14 protein-coding genes and 1 pseudogene are annotated in these 14,109 nt (G+C 77.0%); 3 read left to right on the top strand and 12 right to left on the bottom strand.

Annotated elements, in window-relative coordinates:
• Window positions 1-20: 20 nt before the first annotated feature.
• The 5 genes and pseudogenes from IEY75_RS11660 to IEY75_RS11640 all read right to left on the bottom strand — a co-directional run bounded on the left by IEY75_RS11660 (window position 21) and on the right by IEY75_RS11640 (window position 3,752).
• Window positions 21-890 (bottom strand): lysophospholipid acyltransferase family protein, encoded by an 870-nt coding sequence (locus tag IEY75_RS11660; protein WP_189114307.1) that lies wholly within the window; start codon window positions 888-890, stop codon window positions 21-23.
• A pseudogene (locus tag IEY75_RS11655) lies at window positions 877-1,954 on the bottom strand (NAD-dependent epimerase/dehydratase family protein); the annotation flags it as partial. The gene IEY75_RS11660 and the pseudogene IEY75_RS11655, both read right to left, overlap by 14 nt.
• A 76-nt stretch (window positions 1,955-2,030) precedes the next feature.
• Window positions 2,031-2,132 carry a 30S ribosomal protein bS22 gene (locus tag IEY75_RS11650; protein ID WP_007465623.1) on the bottom strand — a complete coding sequence of 34 codons (102 nt, stop codon included), beginning with the start codon at window positions 2,130-2,132 and terminating at the stop codon, window positions 2,031-2,033.
• A 294-nt stretch (window positions 2,133-2,426) separates the two neighbouring features.
• The gene (locus IEY75_RS11645; protein ID WP_189114306.1) at window positions 2,427-2,639 is read right to left on the bottom strand and encodes a helix-turn-helix domain-containing protein; all 213 of its coding nucleotides are present in this window, start codon (window positions 2,637-2,639) and stop codon (window positions 2,427-2,429) included.
• Window positions 2,640-2,831: 192 nt separating this feature from the next.
• On the bottom strand, window positions 2,832-3,752 hold the full coding sequence (locus IEY75_RS11640) for a proline dehydrogenase family protein (RefSeq protein WP_189114305.1): 921 nt from the start codon (window positions 3,750-3,752) through the stop codon (window positions 2,832-2,834).
• Between the two features lie 98 nt (window positions 3,753-3,850).
• Here IEY75_RS11640 and IEY75_RS11635 point away from each other — a divergent pair, with 98 nt between their 5' ends.
• Window positions 3,851-4,381 (top strand): CGNR zinc finger domain-containing protein, encoded by a 531-nt coding sequence (locus IEY75_RS11635; RefSeq protein WP_189114304.1) that lies wholly within the window; start codon window positions 3,851-3,853, stop codon window positions 4,379-4,381.
• Between the two features lie 53 nt (window positions 4,382-4,434).
• On the opposite strand, the gene IEY75_RS11630 is transcribed toward IEY75_RS11635, so the two are convergent.
• Window positions 4,435-5,163: a sugar phosphate isomerase/epimerase family protein gene (locus IEY75_RS11630; RefSeq protein WP_189114447.1), complete on the bottom strand. Its 729-nt coding sequence runs from the start codon at window positions 5,161-5,163 to the stop codon at window positions 4,435-4,437.
• Window positions 5,164-5,289: 126 nt separating this feature from the next.
• The gene (locus IEY75_RS11625; protein ID WP_189114303.1) at window positions 5,290-6,231 is read right to left on the bottom strand and encodes a Ppx/GppA phosphatase family protein; all 942 of its coding nucleotides are present in this window, start codon (window positions 6,229-6,231) and stop codon (window positions 5,290-5,292) included.
• A gap of 208 nt (window positions 6,232-6,439) precedes the next feature.
• Here IEY75_RS11625 and IEY75_RS11620 point away from each other — a divergent pair, with 208 nt between their 5' ends.
• Window positions 6,440-6,994, top strand: a complete 555-nt coding sequence (locus tag IEY75_RS11620) for an AMIN-like domain-containing (lipo)protein (protein WP_189114302.1) — start codon at window positions 6,440-6,442, stop codon at window positions 6,992-6,994.
• Window positions 6,995-7,028: 34 nt separating this feature from the next.
• On the opposite strand, the gene IEY75_RS11615 is transcribed toward IEY75_RS11620, so the two are convergent.
• The 5 genes from IEY75_RS11615 to IEY75_RS11595 all read right to left on the bottom strand — a co-directional run bounded on the left by IEY75_RS11615 (window position 7,029) and on the right by IEY75_RS11595 (window position 12,686).
• Window positions 7,029-7,583, bottom strand: coding sequence for a TIGR03086 family metal-binding protein (locus IEY75_RS11615; protein ID WP_229789576.1), 555 nt, complete (start codon window positions 7,581-7,583; stop codon window positions 7,029-7,031).
• A gap of 170 nt (window positions 7,584-7,753) precedes the next feature.
• Window positions 7,754-8,290 (bottom strand): peptidase, encoded by a 537-nt coding sequence (locus IEY75_RS11610; RefSeq protein WP_189114300.1) that lies wholly within the window; start codon window positions 8,288-8,290, stop codon window positions 7,754-7,756.
• A 58-nt stretch (window positions 8,291-8,348) separates the two neighbouring features.
• Window positions 8,349-10,211 carry a DUF4012 domain-containing protein gene (locus IEY75_RS11605; RefSeq protein ID WP_189114299.1) on the bottom strand — a complete coding sequence of 621 codons (1,863 nt, stop codon included), beginning with the start codon at window positions 10,209-10,211 and terminating at the stop codon, window positions 8,349-8,351.
• Window positions 10,208-11,452 carry an O-antigen ligase family protein gene (locus IEY75_RS11600; RefSeq protein ID WP_189114298.1) on the bottom strand — a complete coding sequence of 415 codons (1,245 nt, stop codon included), beginning with the start codon at window positions 11,450-11,452 and terminating at the stop codon, window positions 10,208-10,210. The genes IEY75_RS11605 and IEY75_RS11600 overlap by 4 nt, the downstream gene beginning before the upstream one ends.
• Window positions 11,439-12,686, bottom strand: coding sequence for a hypothetical protein (locus IEY75_RS11595; protein WP_189114297.1), 1,248 nt, complete (start codon window positions 12,684-12,686; stop codon window positions 11,439-11,441). Before IEY75_RS11595 ends, IEY75_RS11600 begins: the two co-directional genes overlap by 14 nt.
• 178 nt (window positions 12,687-12,864) lie before the next feature.
• Here IEY75_RS11595 and IEY75_RS11590 point away from each other — a divergent pair, with 178 nt between their 5' ends.
• Window positions 12,865-14,103, top strand: a complete 1,239-nt coding sequence (locus IEY75_RS11590; protein ID WP_189114296.1) for a glycosyltransferase family 4 protein — start codon at window positions 12,865-12,867, stop codon at window positions 14,101-14,103.
• The last annotated feature ends 6 nt before the right edge of the window (window positions 14,104-14,109 follow it).

Here is a 14,109-nt window from a genome sequence, read left to right as displayed (position 1 = left end):
CCGGCGCGGCGGCCGGCCCGTCACGGGCCGAACGGGTCCGGGCGGCGGGCCAGCAGTCGGTCGACGGTGGACTGGATCGTCTCGCGGACCTCGTCGGCGAGGTCGAACACCACCATTGGGTCGTCGGCGGCCTCCGACCGGCCGGCCGTGGAGATCGGCGGGCAGAACTCGATCAGCCACTTGCTGGGCAGCGGCAGCAGGCCCAGCGGCCCCAGCGCCGGGAAGGTCGGCGTGACCGGGAAGTACGGCAGGCCGAGCAGCCGGGCCAGGGGCTGGATGTCGGCGAGCATCGGGTACGCCTCCTCGGCGCCGACGATCGCCACCGGCAGGATCGGCTGCCCGGTGCGCAGCGCCGAGGCCACGAATCCGCCGCGCCCGAACCGCTGGAGCCGGTACCGCTCGGCGTAGCCCTTGCCCACGCCCTTGAAGCCCTCCGGGAACACGCCGACCAGCTCCCCGGTGCGCAGCAGGCGCTCGGCGTCGGCGTGGCAGGCGACCGTGGTGCCCATCTTGCGGGCCAGCTCGGACAGGACCGGCGTGGTGAACACCAGGTCCGCCCCGAGCAGCCGCAGGTGCCGGGCGGGGTCGTGGGCGTCGTGGACGGCCACCGACAGCATCAGCCCGTCCAGCGCGACCGTCCCCGCGTGGTTGGCCACGACGAGGGCGCCGCCCTTCTCGGGCAGGAACTCGCGGCCGGTCACCTCGGTGCGGAACCAGTCCTGGTACAGCCGCCGCAGCATCGGTAGGAACACCCGCTCGGTGAGCTGCGCGTCGAAGCCGAACTCGTCGACCTCGTACTGGCCGGTCAGCCGGCCGCGCAGGAACGCCAGCGCGTCGGCGACCCGCCGGTCCCACGGGTCGGTGGCCGGGGGCGGGTCAACCGGCGACATCGGCGGCCTCCGGGCGGGCGGCGCGGATGCGCCGGATGCCGTCCAGCAGCGCCTGCTCCACGGCGGCGACCTGGGTGGCGGGCAGGACGGTGCCGCCGCGGTGGGCGCGGATGAAGTCGTCGAACGCCTCGGCGGTCGTGCGGGGGGTGACGCCGAACTCGGCCACGAGCCGGGCGGTGTCCACCACCCGGCCGTGCACGAACAGGTCGAGCTGGTCGAAGCCGTACCCGCCGAGGTCGAGCCCGCGGGCCAGCGCCGCGGCCGCCGACAGCCCCTGCTCGGGTACCGGCACCGGGATCCGGCCCGCCCGCCGGATCGCCTGGGACAGCGTCAGCACCCCGGCGCCCGCGACGTTGAACGTGCCGGGGTGGGCGCCGACGACCGCCTCGTGCAGGATCTCCCGCACGTCGTCGAGGTGGACGAACTGCAGCCGCGGGTCCCGCCCCAGCACGGTCGGCACGAACGGGCTGGCGAAGTACCGGGTCAGTGTCGTGTCGGCCGCCGAGCCGATGATCGGCGCGAACCGCAGGACCGTGGCCAGCACGTCCGGGCGGCGGCGGGCGAAGCCGCGCAGGTAGCCCTCGATGTCGAGGATGTCGCGGGCGAAGCCGCCGCGCGGGGTGGCCCGGGGCGCGGTCTCCTCGGTGAAGACCGCCGGGTCCTTGAACGAGGCGCCGTAGGCGGCGGTGGAGGACCGGACGATCAGCTTGCGCAGCAGCGGCGCGCGCTGGCAGGCCGCCAGGAGCTGCATCGTGCCGATGACGTTGCGCTCCTTGGCGTCGTCGTCGGCGTCGTCGGCCCGGGGCGGGCGGCTGGTGACGGCCATGTGCACGACCACGTCGGCGCGCAGGTCGGCGAGGACGTCGGCGGCGCGGTGCGGCTCGGCGACCACCGTGGTGACGCCGTCGAGCTGGGGGGCGACGTCGGCCGGCGGGGCGGCGGCGTCGAGCCCGACGACGCGGCCGACGCGCGGGTCCGCCGCGAGCCGGGCGGCGACGGTGGCCGCCAGGTACCGGCTGACGCCGGTGACGACCACAGCCTGGGCGACCGGAGCCGCCCGCGGGGCACGGTCGGCCGCCGCGCCACGGTGGGACGGGTGCATGACACCTCCCTCACCGTGGAGCGGTCGACCGGTCGTGGCTACTTGCCGAGACGACGACGCTGGACGCGGGTCTTGCGCAGCAGCTTGCGGTGCTTCTTCTTAGCCATACGCTTGCGGCGCTTCTTGACCACCGAGCCCATACGAAAGCCTTCCCTACCCGGGTCGGCGTACCGGGCGCGACGCCCGGCACGGTGCGACCCCAGAAACTGGACACCGGACCGGCGACACGTCGCGTCCGCGGGCACCGGGCGTCAGGATGGCCCTGCACGCCGGACGTCGCGGCGCGGGGGTTCACCCACCACGCGACAGACCCGCACGGAGCGGGCCACCCGGAGTGCTCATGGCCGTCCCTGGGGTACCCGGTGGGGACATGGCGGTCAGCGGTCGGGCCTCAGCGTAACGAACCCCGCGGGCCACGACCAACCCGGCCCCGGTCACGCCGATTCGGAGAACGCGCCGCGCAGGTACTCGTGCACGGCGTGCTCGGGCACCCGGAAGGAGCGGCCCACCCGCACGGCGGCCAGCTCGCCGCCGTGCAGCAGCCGGTACACGGTCATCTTCGACACGCGCATCACCGTGGCCACCTCGGCGACGGTGAGGAACCTGACCTCCGCGAGCTCGCCGTCGACCTGCGGCGTCCTGGCCACGTGATCACCCCAACCCGTCCGCGCCCGGCGCGGCGGCACCGCGCGTCACCTGCGTGTCACCTGCACGGTAGCGAGACCGCTGTGGGGGCGTGGCGACTTTCGGTGATCGTCAAGGCGACACGCCGACGGGTCGCCCGGTCGGCGTGGCGTGGCGGGCGTGGCGCGGGGCCGCGGGCCGGCGCCGGGCCGCGGTCAGCCGCGGCTGGCCAGCGCGCGGGCGAAGAACATCAGGTTGGTGGGGCGCTCGGCGAGGCGGCGCATGAGGTAGCCGAAGGAGTCGGAGCCGTAGGGCACGTACACCCGCGTCGTGTAGCCCTCGGCCGCCAGGCGGCGCTGCTCGTGCGGCCGGATGCCGTACAGCATCTGGAACTCGAACCGGTCCTGGCTGCGGCCGAACCAGCGCGCCCGGTCCTGGCTGATCGCCACCAGGCGGGGGTCGTGGGTGGCCAGCATCGGGTAGCCGTCGCCGGCCATCAGGATGTTCAGGCAGCGGACGTACGCCTTGTCGACATCCAGCTTGTCCTGATAGGCGACCGACTCCGGCTCCTTGTAGGCGCCCTTGCACAGCCGCACCCGCGAGCCGGCGCCCGCCAGCTCCCGGCAGTCGGCCTCGGTGCGCCGCAGGTACGCCTGGAGCACCGCGCCGGTCGTCGGGAAGTCCTTGCGCAGCGTGGCGAGGATCTCCAGCGTCGAGTCGGTGGTGGTGTGGTCCTCCATGTCGAGGGTCACCGTCGTACCGGCCTCGGTCGCCGCGGTACAGATCGCGCGGACGTTCTCCAGCGCCGCCTTCTCGTCCACGAGCTGGCCGAGCGCGGAGAGCTTCACGCTCACCTCGGCGGCCGGCGTCAGCTCGGCGGCCGACAGCGCCGCCAGCAGGGCGACGTACTCCTCGCGCACCCCGGCGGCCTGGTCGAGGTTCGTGGTGTCCTCGCCGAGATTGTCGATCGTGATCGTGAGGCCCTCGTCCACCAGCTCCCGGGTGACGGTGAGGGCGTCGTCGATCGTCGATCCCGCGACGAACCGCCGGACCACGTCCCGACTCACCGGCGCACCGACCACCACCTGCTCGACCTTGGGCGAGCGCGAGGCGGCGAGGATCAACTTCCGCAGCATGGCGCAGAGACTACCGCCCCCGTACGCTCGTACTCCGGCCGCATATCAAGCCGTAACCTGCTATGGGCGCGGACCCGCTCCGCGTTTAGGGTGATGCTGTGGACTTCGCCGCTTATGCGCAGACGGCCGTGTCGCTGGCCAACGGCACATTGACCGACCTCGACGCCGCCGCGGACATCTTCACCGGCGACCTCGGCTGGATGCGCGAGGAGGCCGACGACCGGGACCTCGCCGCCCTGCGCCGGGCCCAGCCGCGCTTCCGCGAGGTCTTCGCCCTCGGCACCTCCGGCCGCGACCCGGAGACCGTCACCCTGGTCAACGCGCTGCTGGACGACTTCCCCGCCCGCCCCCGCATCTCCGGCCACGACGCGAGCGACTGGCACATGCACGTCACCGGGCGCGGGGCGTCGGCGGCGGCCGAGTTCCTGGCCGGGGCGGCGTGGGGGCTGGCGGTGTGGCTGTGCGAGCACGGGAGTTCCCGGTTGGGCGCCTGCGCGGACGCCCGCTGTCCGAACGTGTACCTCGACACGTCCTCCAACCGCTGCCGCCGCTTCTGCTCCGAGCGCTGCGCCACCCGCGCCCACGTGGCGGCCCACCGCGCCCGCAAGCGCGCCGCCGCGCCGGCCTGACCGTTCGCCCCCCCCCCCGGCGAGGAGTCTCCCGGGCGGGTGGCGACCCCGGGTCAGGCGTGCTGGGCGGCGGGCAGGTAGCGCCGGGCGAAGGCCAGGGACTCGGCCAGGTCCGCCTCGCGGCTGGCGCGGGTCGGGGCCCGGCGGGTGGCCACCTCCACGGCCACGGCGCCGGTGAAGCCGCGCCGCCCCAGGGACCCCAGCAGGTCCGCGCACGGCTGGGCCCCGCGCCCCGGGACCAGGTGCTCGTCGCGCCCCTCGCCGGTCCCGTCGCCGAGGTGCACGTGGGCCAGCCCGCCGGCCATCGCGTCGGCCATCGCCAGCGGGTCCGTCCGGGCGGCGGCGCAGTGGGAGATGTCCAGGGTGTAGGCCGGGTAGCCGGCCTCGACCGGGTTCCAGCCGGGCACGTACGGGACGAACTCGCGCCGGCCCAGCCGGACCGGGTACATGTTCTCGACGGCGAAGCGCAGGTGGCCGAACTCGGCCGTCATGTCGGCCAGGCCGTCGGCGAAGCCGCGCGCGTAGTCGCGCTGCCAGGTGAAGGGCGGGTGGACGACGACGGTCGGCGCCGCCAGGTCGGTGGCGAGCCGCGCGGCCCGGCGCAGCCGCTCCCACGGGTCGGGGCTCCACACGCGCTGGGTGACCAGGAGGCAGGGGGCGTGCACGGAGCCGACCGGTACGCCGTAGTGCGCGGACAGGCCCCGCAGGGCGCCCGCGTCCTGGCTGACCGGGTCGGTCCAGACCATCACCTCGACGCCGTCGTAGCCCAGCGTCGCGGCCATCTCGAAGGCGGCGGCGGTCGGCTCGGGAAAGACCGAGCTGCTGGAGAGCAATACCGGTACCACGGTGCCAGGGTATAACCGCCACGCCGACCGGGCAGGCGGAGACCATCCCAAAGAGGGAGGAATCTAGCGGCGTTCCCGGTCGAGGCGGCGCAGGATCACTCCCTCGCGCAGCGCCCACGGGCAGACGTCCGCCACCTCGATCCGCAGCGCGCGCAGGGCCGCCTCGGCCACCACCGCGCCCGCGAGGAGCTGGTGCGCCCGCGCGGGGCTCACGCCCTCCAACTGGGTGAGGGCGGCCGGCGGGATGTGCCGGACGAAGCCCAGCACCTGCCGCAGCCCGGTCCGGCTGAGCTGGCGGGGCGCCCACAGGCCGGCCGACGAGGGGGCGGCGCCGGACAGCCGGGCCAGGGTGCGGAACGTCTTCGAGGTGACGACCACGCGGTCCCACCCGGCCTCGCCGAGCTTGCGCACGGCGGGGGCCAGCAGCTCCTCGACGTACGCCCGCAGCCGCGTGACGGCCTCCTCGTCGGGCGGCGTGCGCGAGGCCGGCGTGAGGCCCAGCCACTGGCGGGTGAGCCGGCCGGCGCCCAGGGGTACCGACAGCGCCTCGGCCGGCTCCTCGTCCACGCCCGCGGCCAGCTCCAGCGAGCCGCCGCCGATGTCGAGCACCAGCAGCCGCCCGGCCGACCAGCCGACCCACCGGCGGACGGCGAGGAAGGTGAGCCGGGCCTCGTCCGCCCCGGAGAGGACCCGCAGGTCCACGCCCGTCTCGGCCCGGACCTGCTCCAGGACGGCCGGCCCGTTGCCGGCCTCGCGCAGCGCCGAGGTGGCGAACGCCAGCAGCTCGCCGGCCCGGTGCTCCTCGGCCGCCGCCCGCGCGCGCCCGACCGCCTCCACGAGCGCCGCGGCGCCGTCCTCGCTCACCGCCCCGGTGGCGTCCAGCCGCTCGACGAGCCGCACCGGGGTCTTCTCCGAGTGGGCGGGCCACGGGTGACCGCCCCGGTGGGCGTCCACCACGACCAGGTGCACCGTGTTGGAGCCGACATCGAGCACACCGAGTCGCATGCCAGGCACCCTAGGGCATCAACCGATCATCGGGCAGTAGTCCCCCGGCGGGATCCGGGCGGGCGGCGGCGGGCGTAGGCTCGCCCCAGGGACGCCGGCCGCGGGGCCAGGGGGGCCATTGATCCCGGCGACCGCCCGATGCCGGCGACGGCACCCCGCGGTGGCCGGCCGGGCGCGGACCGGCGCGGCCGATCGCGGAGGTACCGCCATGACACGCATCCACGGCACCCGCACGCTGCACCGCGCCGCACTGACCGCCCTGCTGCTCGGGGCCTACCTGGTCGTACCGGCGCCGGCCAGCGCCGCCGCCTGCGCCCACGACTGGGGCAGCGCCCCGAAGTCCGGCGGCGGTATGCACCTGCCCGGCCTGTTCCGGGTCATCCCGTCGACGTCCGCGTGCTGGGACCGGCTCACCTTCACCTTCGCCGGGTCGGTGAACGGGTACCGCGTGCGGTACGGCGAGACGTACACCGAGGGCGAGGGGCGGGCCCTGTCGCCGTACACCGCCGGCGGGGCGCTGCTGAACGTGACGCTGCTCGCGCCCGCGCAGCCGCCCGGCTTCACCGTCGGCACCGGCGCGCACGCGGTGAACGCGATCCGGTACCGGACACTGCGCGACGGGGTGTTCGGCGGCAGCTTCGAGGGTCAGTCGACGTTCGCGGTGGGGGTGCGGGCGCGGCTGCCGTTCCGCGTCTTCACCGCCGCCGGGCCGGGCGGGGACAGCCGGATCATCCTCGACGTCCTGCACGCCTGGCCCCGCTGACCCGCCGCCTCCCGGCCCGCGGGACCGGGGTGCGTCAGGGCTGGCGGCCGATGAAGCCGAGCAGGCGGGTCTGGGCGTCGGCGTCGGCGGGGACCGGCACCGCGGGGCCGAACTGCCCGCTGGCCCGCATCGCCTGCTCCATACCGGTCATGCCCGCGAGCAGCGCCGCGCACCGGTCGGGGTCGAGGCGCTCGTCCTGGCCGGTGGCGCGGGCGAGGTCCCACGTGTGCAGGAACACGTCCGTCGTGTAGAACATGTCGACCGCGCGGGCCACCGGCAGCTCGCCCAGGTGCGGGTTGTGCAGGACGGCCGCCGCGCGGGCCGGGTCCTCCAGCAGCGCCTGCACGGCGTCGCGGTGCGCGGTCCACGCCGCGAGCGGGTCGGCGTCCACGTCGGGGACGGCGGGCAGGGTCGCCGTCGAGCCGGCCGCGAGGAAGCCGGGCAGCCACTCCACGAGGTGCCGGACGACGTCGCGGGCGACCCAGCCGGCGCACGGCGCGGGGTTGTCCCAGGCGTCGGGGGCGACACCCCGCACGCGGTCGGTGAAGGCGGCGGCGGCGGTGCGGTGCGCCTCGGCGATGTCGGACACGCGCACTCCTCTCGGGCGGTGGGTCGCGGCTCGGGCGGTGGGTCGCGGCCGGGTGGGTGGCGGCCCCGCGGGGGCGCGGCGGCGGCGCCGCTCCCGCCACGGTAGCGCCGGTGCGGGCGGGCCGGACACGGTGAACGGCCCGGGCCGGCCGGGCCGTTCACCGGGCGCGCTCAGGCGGGTGCGTGGACGGTCCGCCTGCGGCGCAGCATCCAGGCGACCAGCCAGGCGCCCAGCAGGACCGCGCCGACGCCGCCGAGCAGCAGGTTGCGCAGCAGCCCGCCCGGGGTCCCGCCGGTCACCGGCAGGCCCGCCTCGCCGGCCCCGCCCAGGACGGTCACCGTCGTACTCACGGTGACCCCCGAGACGAGGCCCGTCGCGGTGATCGTGGCGGTGCCCGGGGTGTGCAGCGTGACCGGTACGGAGATGGAGCCGCTGCCGTTGGCGATCACGGTGTCGATGACGTCGCGGCGGGCGGAGGTCAGCTCCAGGTTCGTGGCGCGCAGCGCGAACCGCCGGTAGGTCACGGTGATCGATACCCGCTCGTTGGCCAGGAAGCCGCTCGCGCTGAACGTGACGGTACCGCCGGAACCGATCGTGCTGGTGGAGACTTGGGCCGGCGGCGGCTCCGCCGGGTAGGGCGCGGCCGCGGCCGGCGCGGCGAACGCCAACACCGCCAGCGCGGGCAGCAGGACTCGCAGGAAACGCACAATGACCCCCCATGAACGTGGTAAGGCACTTTTTCGTATAGGCCTCCTTTTCCTGAACCTACTGGCCAGGAGGGCACGCGTCAGTCGATTGGGTGGATAGCGACCAGTCCGTCACGCGCGGCGTGACCCACAGCCGGGGAACGTGCCGGAAGGCACTGACCGCGGTACCCGCCCGGACCACCACCTCCAGGTCCGCGGACCCGCCCGGCGGCAGGTCGACCAGCAGGCTGCCGGCGCGCCGGCCCCGGTCGCTGCCCGCGCCGTAGGGCACCGGCCGGCCGTCCAGGCGCATCGTCACGAGCGAGCCGCCGGTCGGGGCGAGGACGACGACGTTGGTCCGCAGCGTGAACGGGTCGCCGGCCAGAGCCAGCCCCGTCACCGCCTTCGGCAGCCCGGCGGCGGGGGCCAGCGACGACAGGCGCACCCGCAGGGCGTACTCGCGGCGGCCGGCCACGCAGGGCCGGGTGTCCAGGGCCGCCCGCTGCCGCAGGTAGTAGCCGAGCTTGGCGCCGCTGCCGTCGTTGAGGAACACCCCGACCGTCGGCTCCCGCCCGTCGTCGGCCGGGAGCCGGCCGCCGAGCACCGTCTCCTCCAGCCGCCGCTGCTCGGCCGGGTCCGCGGACCAGACCAGCAGCCGCCGCTCGCCCGCCGCCCGGCCCAGCGCGCGGACCAGGGCCACCGGCCGGGCGGCCCGGCCGGTCAGCGCGGCGAAGGTCGCCCGGGCCGCGGCGGCGAAGTACCGGTCCTGGGTGGTCGGCGAGACGACCCGGCGGTAGGTGTCCGAGAGCAGGGTGCGCACGGCGGTGGCGCCGGTCAGGGTCGGGCCGCCCGGGACGGGGACCGGGCCCTGCACGCGCAGCACGTAGGACAGCGCGACCGGGTCGGTGGCCAGCACGCCGTCGACGGTCCGGCCGGTCCGGCGGCGGTACATCTCGCGCAGCGTGGCGGCGGCGGTCGGGAAGTCGGGGGTCAGGTTCACGTCCGCGGGGTAGGTGCCGAAGCGGTCGCTGTACAGGGCCTGCTGCGCCGGGTCCAGGGGCAGCACCGGGCGCGGGAAGGGGCGCAGGCCGGACGCGCTGCCCTGGTGCCGGACCCGCAGCCGGCCGTGGTCGGCCTCGACCACGGCGTACGCGCCGGGCAGGCCGCCGGTGGCGCGGACCTCGGCCAGGTTCTGGAAGACGAGCAGGAACGTGCGGGGCCCGCTGGCCCCGGCGAGCGCCGGGATCAGCGCGGCGGCGCGGGCGGCGGTGCCCAGGTCGCGGGAGGCCGTGGCCAGCTCCGCGCCGAGCTGGGCGACCGCGGCCCCCACCGGGCCGACCAGCCCCCGGCGGTCGACGGCCGCGATCCGGGACCGGCCCGCGGCGAACGCGGCGTCGGCGGTGGCCAGGTCCGGGGCGATCCGGGCCAGCGGCGTCAGCGGCAGCCGGCCCCCCACCGGGGCGAACCGCTCCCACCGCACCTGCCCGATCGACCGCAGGAGGGCGGGCAGGCCGACGTTGGCCAGTTCGTCGACAGTCCGGCTGACGGCGGAGACGGCGCGCACGTCGTCGCCCAGTCCGGGCGTGTGGCCGGCGCCGCGCCACAGCGGGTCGTCGGCGTACGCGCGGGCGGCGTCGGCGTGCACCTGGAGCTGGCTGAGCGTGCGGGCGGCGGCGTCGAGGTCGCCGCCGCGCAACTGGCCGTTGAGCGTCCGGACCAGGCCCGCGGCGGCGGTGAGGTGCTCGCGGACCATCCAGCCGCGGCTGGCCGTCCAGACCAGGCCGGGCAGCAGCAGCGCGGCGCAGGCCAGCAGGGCGGCGCCCGGCCGGCGCAGCCCGCGGCGCGGGCGCCGGCCGCGTCGGCGGCGGCTGGCGGCCACCCGGCTGGCGCGCGCCGCGGCGGCGCGGGCCTCCCGGGTCGCGGCGTCGACGGTGACGGTCACGGGACCAGCTCCCTCCGGTCGGTGCCGGCGCGGGGCGTCGGCGCGCGCGCGGCGGCCGGCGGCGGTGCACCCGGCGCCGCGCCGCCCCCGACCGCGAGCGCGGCCAGGAGTGTCAGGTACACCCACCACTGCCGGGTGTCGTAGTAGCTGCCGGAGAACATGCTCGCCGCGGCGACGTACGCGGCGGCGACCGCGCAGCCGCCGCGGTCCCAGCTCGCCAGGCTCCGGCCGGCGCCGGTGGTGCGCAACTGCCACCAGAGGGCGCCCGCGAGCAGGGCCAGGCCGACCAGGCCGCCGTCGGCGCCGATCTGCGCGACGACGTTGTGCGGGTAGTCGATGCCGATGTACCGGCCCGAGAGCGCCTGGAAGCCGTCGAGCCCGGCGCCGGCCACCGGGTCGTCGAGGAAGACCCGCCAGGCCCGGCGCAGCAGTTCGGGGCGGACCGAGAAGTCGCTGTCCTCAAGCTGCGCGAGCGAGTACCGCCGGTACACGCCGCCGACCGCCCGGTTACCGGCGACGTAGGCGACGACCGCGAGGCCGCCGGACACCGCCAGTACCCCGACCGCGTGCCCCAGCCGCAGCCGGCGGGCCAGGACCAGGCCGAGCGCCCCGGCCACGATGAGGGCGGCGAGGCCGCCGCGGGAGCCGGACAGGAACGCCGAGTACAGCAGCAGCGGCGTCGGCAGCAGGTAGCGCAGCCGCCGCGACCGCACCGCCAGGGCCACCGCCGCGATGACGCCGAGGCACTGGATGCGGACGAAGACATTGGGCCCCCCGCCGAACGCGGCGTACCGGCCCTGCAGGCCCGGCCCGGCCCACCACGCGCCGAGGGCGAAGACCACGGCGGCGGCGAGGCTGCACAGGAAGAACCACCGCACCACCCGCTGCGGGTCGCGCGCGGCGACCAGCGCGGTCGTCAGGATCAGCGCGACGAGCATGGCGATGTCGGTGGCGGCGGAGCCGAGCCGGGCCGACGGCGGCGCCCAGAGCGCGGCGAGCAGCAGGTAGCCGCACAGCAGCAGCACGCCGCCGACGGGCCGCAGCGGCAGCCGCGCCGCCGGCCCGGCGAAGGACCAGGTGGTCGCCACGAGCAGCAGGACGAGGCAGGCGAGCGTGCGCACGTCCAGGCCGGCGATGCCGTCCGCGCCGCCGACGGGCGCGAACCGGCCGCCGAGCACGACGAGGAACAGCGCGCCGACGAGCAGCGGCGGGGCGGCCGGGATCCGGTCAGCGCGCCGCACGGGCGGTCACCGCCTGTCGGTCGGGGCGCGGCGGCCGGGCCGCCGTCACGGCGAGCCAGGCCATGAGGACGGCGGCCGCCAGGTAGCCGCCCAGCGCGGCGCCGGCCGCGCCCCACAGCCCGTACCGCGGGATCAGCGCCAGGTGCGCCGACACGGTCAGGACGAGCACCGCGGCGTCCGCGCCGGACACCGCGCCGGGCGGGCGCGCGGCGGTCACCACGCCCGCGGCGACGCGGGAGAACGCCCAGGCGCCCGCGGCGGCCGCGAGCACCGGGAGCACCCGCGCCGACTCGGCGAACGCCGCGGGCAGCGCGACGCGGATGAACGCCGCCCCCGCGACGGCGACCGCGGCGGCGGCGGCGAGCGCGTAGGCGGCGGCGGCGCCGAACAGGCGGCCCAGCGGCGGTACCGCCCCGTCCCGCCACCGGGGGAGGTGGGCGTCGACGTAGTTCTGGACGGGGACGACGCACAGCTCGGCGAAGGCGGCCGCCACCGCGTACAGGCCGAGGGCGGGTACCGAGGCGAGCAGCGGCAGGAGCAGCCGGTCGGCGCGCAGGGTGCCGAAGGCGGCAAGCGCGCCGGGCAGCAGTCGGCGGCCGGCCGACCGGATCCGGCCGGCCCGCGCCGGGCCGGCGTCGGGGGCGGGGCCGCCCCGGCCGCGCAGGTATCCGGCGCCCACCACGACCAGGGGCGCGGCGGCGTACAGCGCCAGCCACGCCGTCGGCGCCCCCTGCCCGGCGGCCGCGAGGACGACGGCGCCGCACAGCACGGTCGCCTGGCCGAGCAGGTGCGCCCGCAGGTAGGTGGCGCCGTCGCCGACGGTCACCGCCGCGGTGCGGACCGCCGTGAGCCCCACCGAGGCCACCGCCACCGCGGCGACGAGCACCGGCAGCGGTGCGCCCGCGGCCGCGCCGCCGCCGCGGGCGGCCAGCAGCGCGCCGACGGCGGCGCCCAGGACCGCCACGGCCACCGCCCCGGGGACGACGAGCCGCCCGCACTCGCGGGCGGCCGGCCCGACCGCCGCGGGCGCCGGCAGCGCCAGCGGGTAGGCCCGGTCGACCCCGGCGACGACGACGAGGTGCAGCAGGTAGGCGCACTGCAACGCCAGGGCCAGCGCCCCGCGGCCGTCGGGCCCGAGGGCGTGGGCGGAGAGCGCGTTGACGGCGAGGCTGACGCCGAGGACCACGCCGTGGCCGGCGAGCAGGTACCCGGTCGTCTTCCCCGCCGCGGACATCACTGGCCTTTCCCCCCGCCGGCAAGCGCCACCGTCGCACGGGTGGAGTCGCCCATCTGGCGTAGACGGTACTGAATAGCCCGATTCGCTCGCGGGAAAATGACCGTTTTCCGGCTCGCCGGGTGATTGTCTGCGGAAAGGCCGGTCCCGCGGGCCGGCGGCGCGGCTTGATGGGCGGGTGCGGATCACGTACCTGACCCAGTACTTCCGAACCCCGCCGATGGGCGGCGGCACCCGCGCCTACGAGTTCGCCCGCCGGCTCGTCGCCGCCGGCCACGACGTCACGGTGCTCACCGGGCTGCCCCCGGCCGGGTCGGCCGGCGGGGCGCTGCCGGCCGAGGCGGCCGGGGCCCGCGTCGTCTGGCTGCCGGTAGCCTGCGACAACCGGATGGGCTTCCGGCGGCGGCTGGGGGCGTTCGGCGCGTACGCGTGCGGCGCCGCCGCCCGGGGCCGCCGGGTGCCGGCGGACCTGGTCTTCGCCACCAGCACCCCGCTGACCGTCGCCGTGCCCGCCGTGGCCGTCGCCCGGCGCTGGGCGGCGCCCGTGGTCCTGGAGATCCGCGACCTGTGGCCCCAGCTCCCCATCGACTTCGGCGCGCTGCGGTCCCCCGCGGCGCGGCGGGCGGGGTTCGCGCTGGAGCGGTGGGCGTACCGGCACGCCGACGAGATCGTCGCGCTGACCCCGGGGATCGCCGACAGCATCCGGGACCGCTTCCCGGGTGCGTCGGTGCACCTGGTCCCCAACGGCGCCGACGCCGACGTGTTTGCCGACGCCGACGCGCGCGGGGCCGCGCTGCGGGCGCGCGAGGCGTGGCTGGGCGAGCGGCCGATGCTGCTGTACGCCGGCACGGTCGGCCTGGCCAACGGCGTCGACTACCTGGTGCGGCTCGCCGCCGCCCTGGCGCGGCACGCGCCGCGGGCCTGCGTCGTCGTCCTCGGCACCGGCAACCGCCGCGCCGACGTGGGCGCCGCCGCGGCGGCGGCCGGGGTGCTGGAGCGCAACCTCTACCTGCGCGACCCGGTCGGCAAGGAAGAGGCGGCGGCCTGGTTCGGGGCGAGCACGCTCACCGTGTCCACCCTGGTCGACCTGCCCTCGCTCCAGGGCAGCGCCCCGAACAAGGTGTTCGACTCGCTGGCCGCGCGCCGGCCGGTGGCCGCCAACTACGGGGGCTGGCTCACCGACCTCCTGGTGGCTGCGGGCGCCGGCCTGTACCTGCCGCCCGGGGACCCCGACGCCGCCGCCCGCGCCCTGGCGGGCTGGCTGGCCGACCCGGACCGGCTGGCGGCGGCCCGCCGCGCGGCCGCGGAGGTCGCCGACCGCCACTTCCGCCGCGACGCCCTGTTCTCCCGCTTCCACGACGTCCTGCGCGACGCCGCCGCCCCCACCCGGACCGCCACCCCGACACCCTCGATCTGACCCCAC

The organism is Pilimelia terevasa (genome assembly GCF_014647915.1).
GTDB classification, from domain to species: domain Bacteria; phylum Actinomycetota; class Actinomycetes; order Mycobacteriales; family Micromonosporaceae; genus Pilimelia; species Pilimelia terevasa.
The sequence above is the reverse complement of the archived record's forward strand: the minus strand, read 5'-3'. Positions and strand labels throughout refer to the sequence as shown.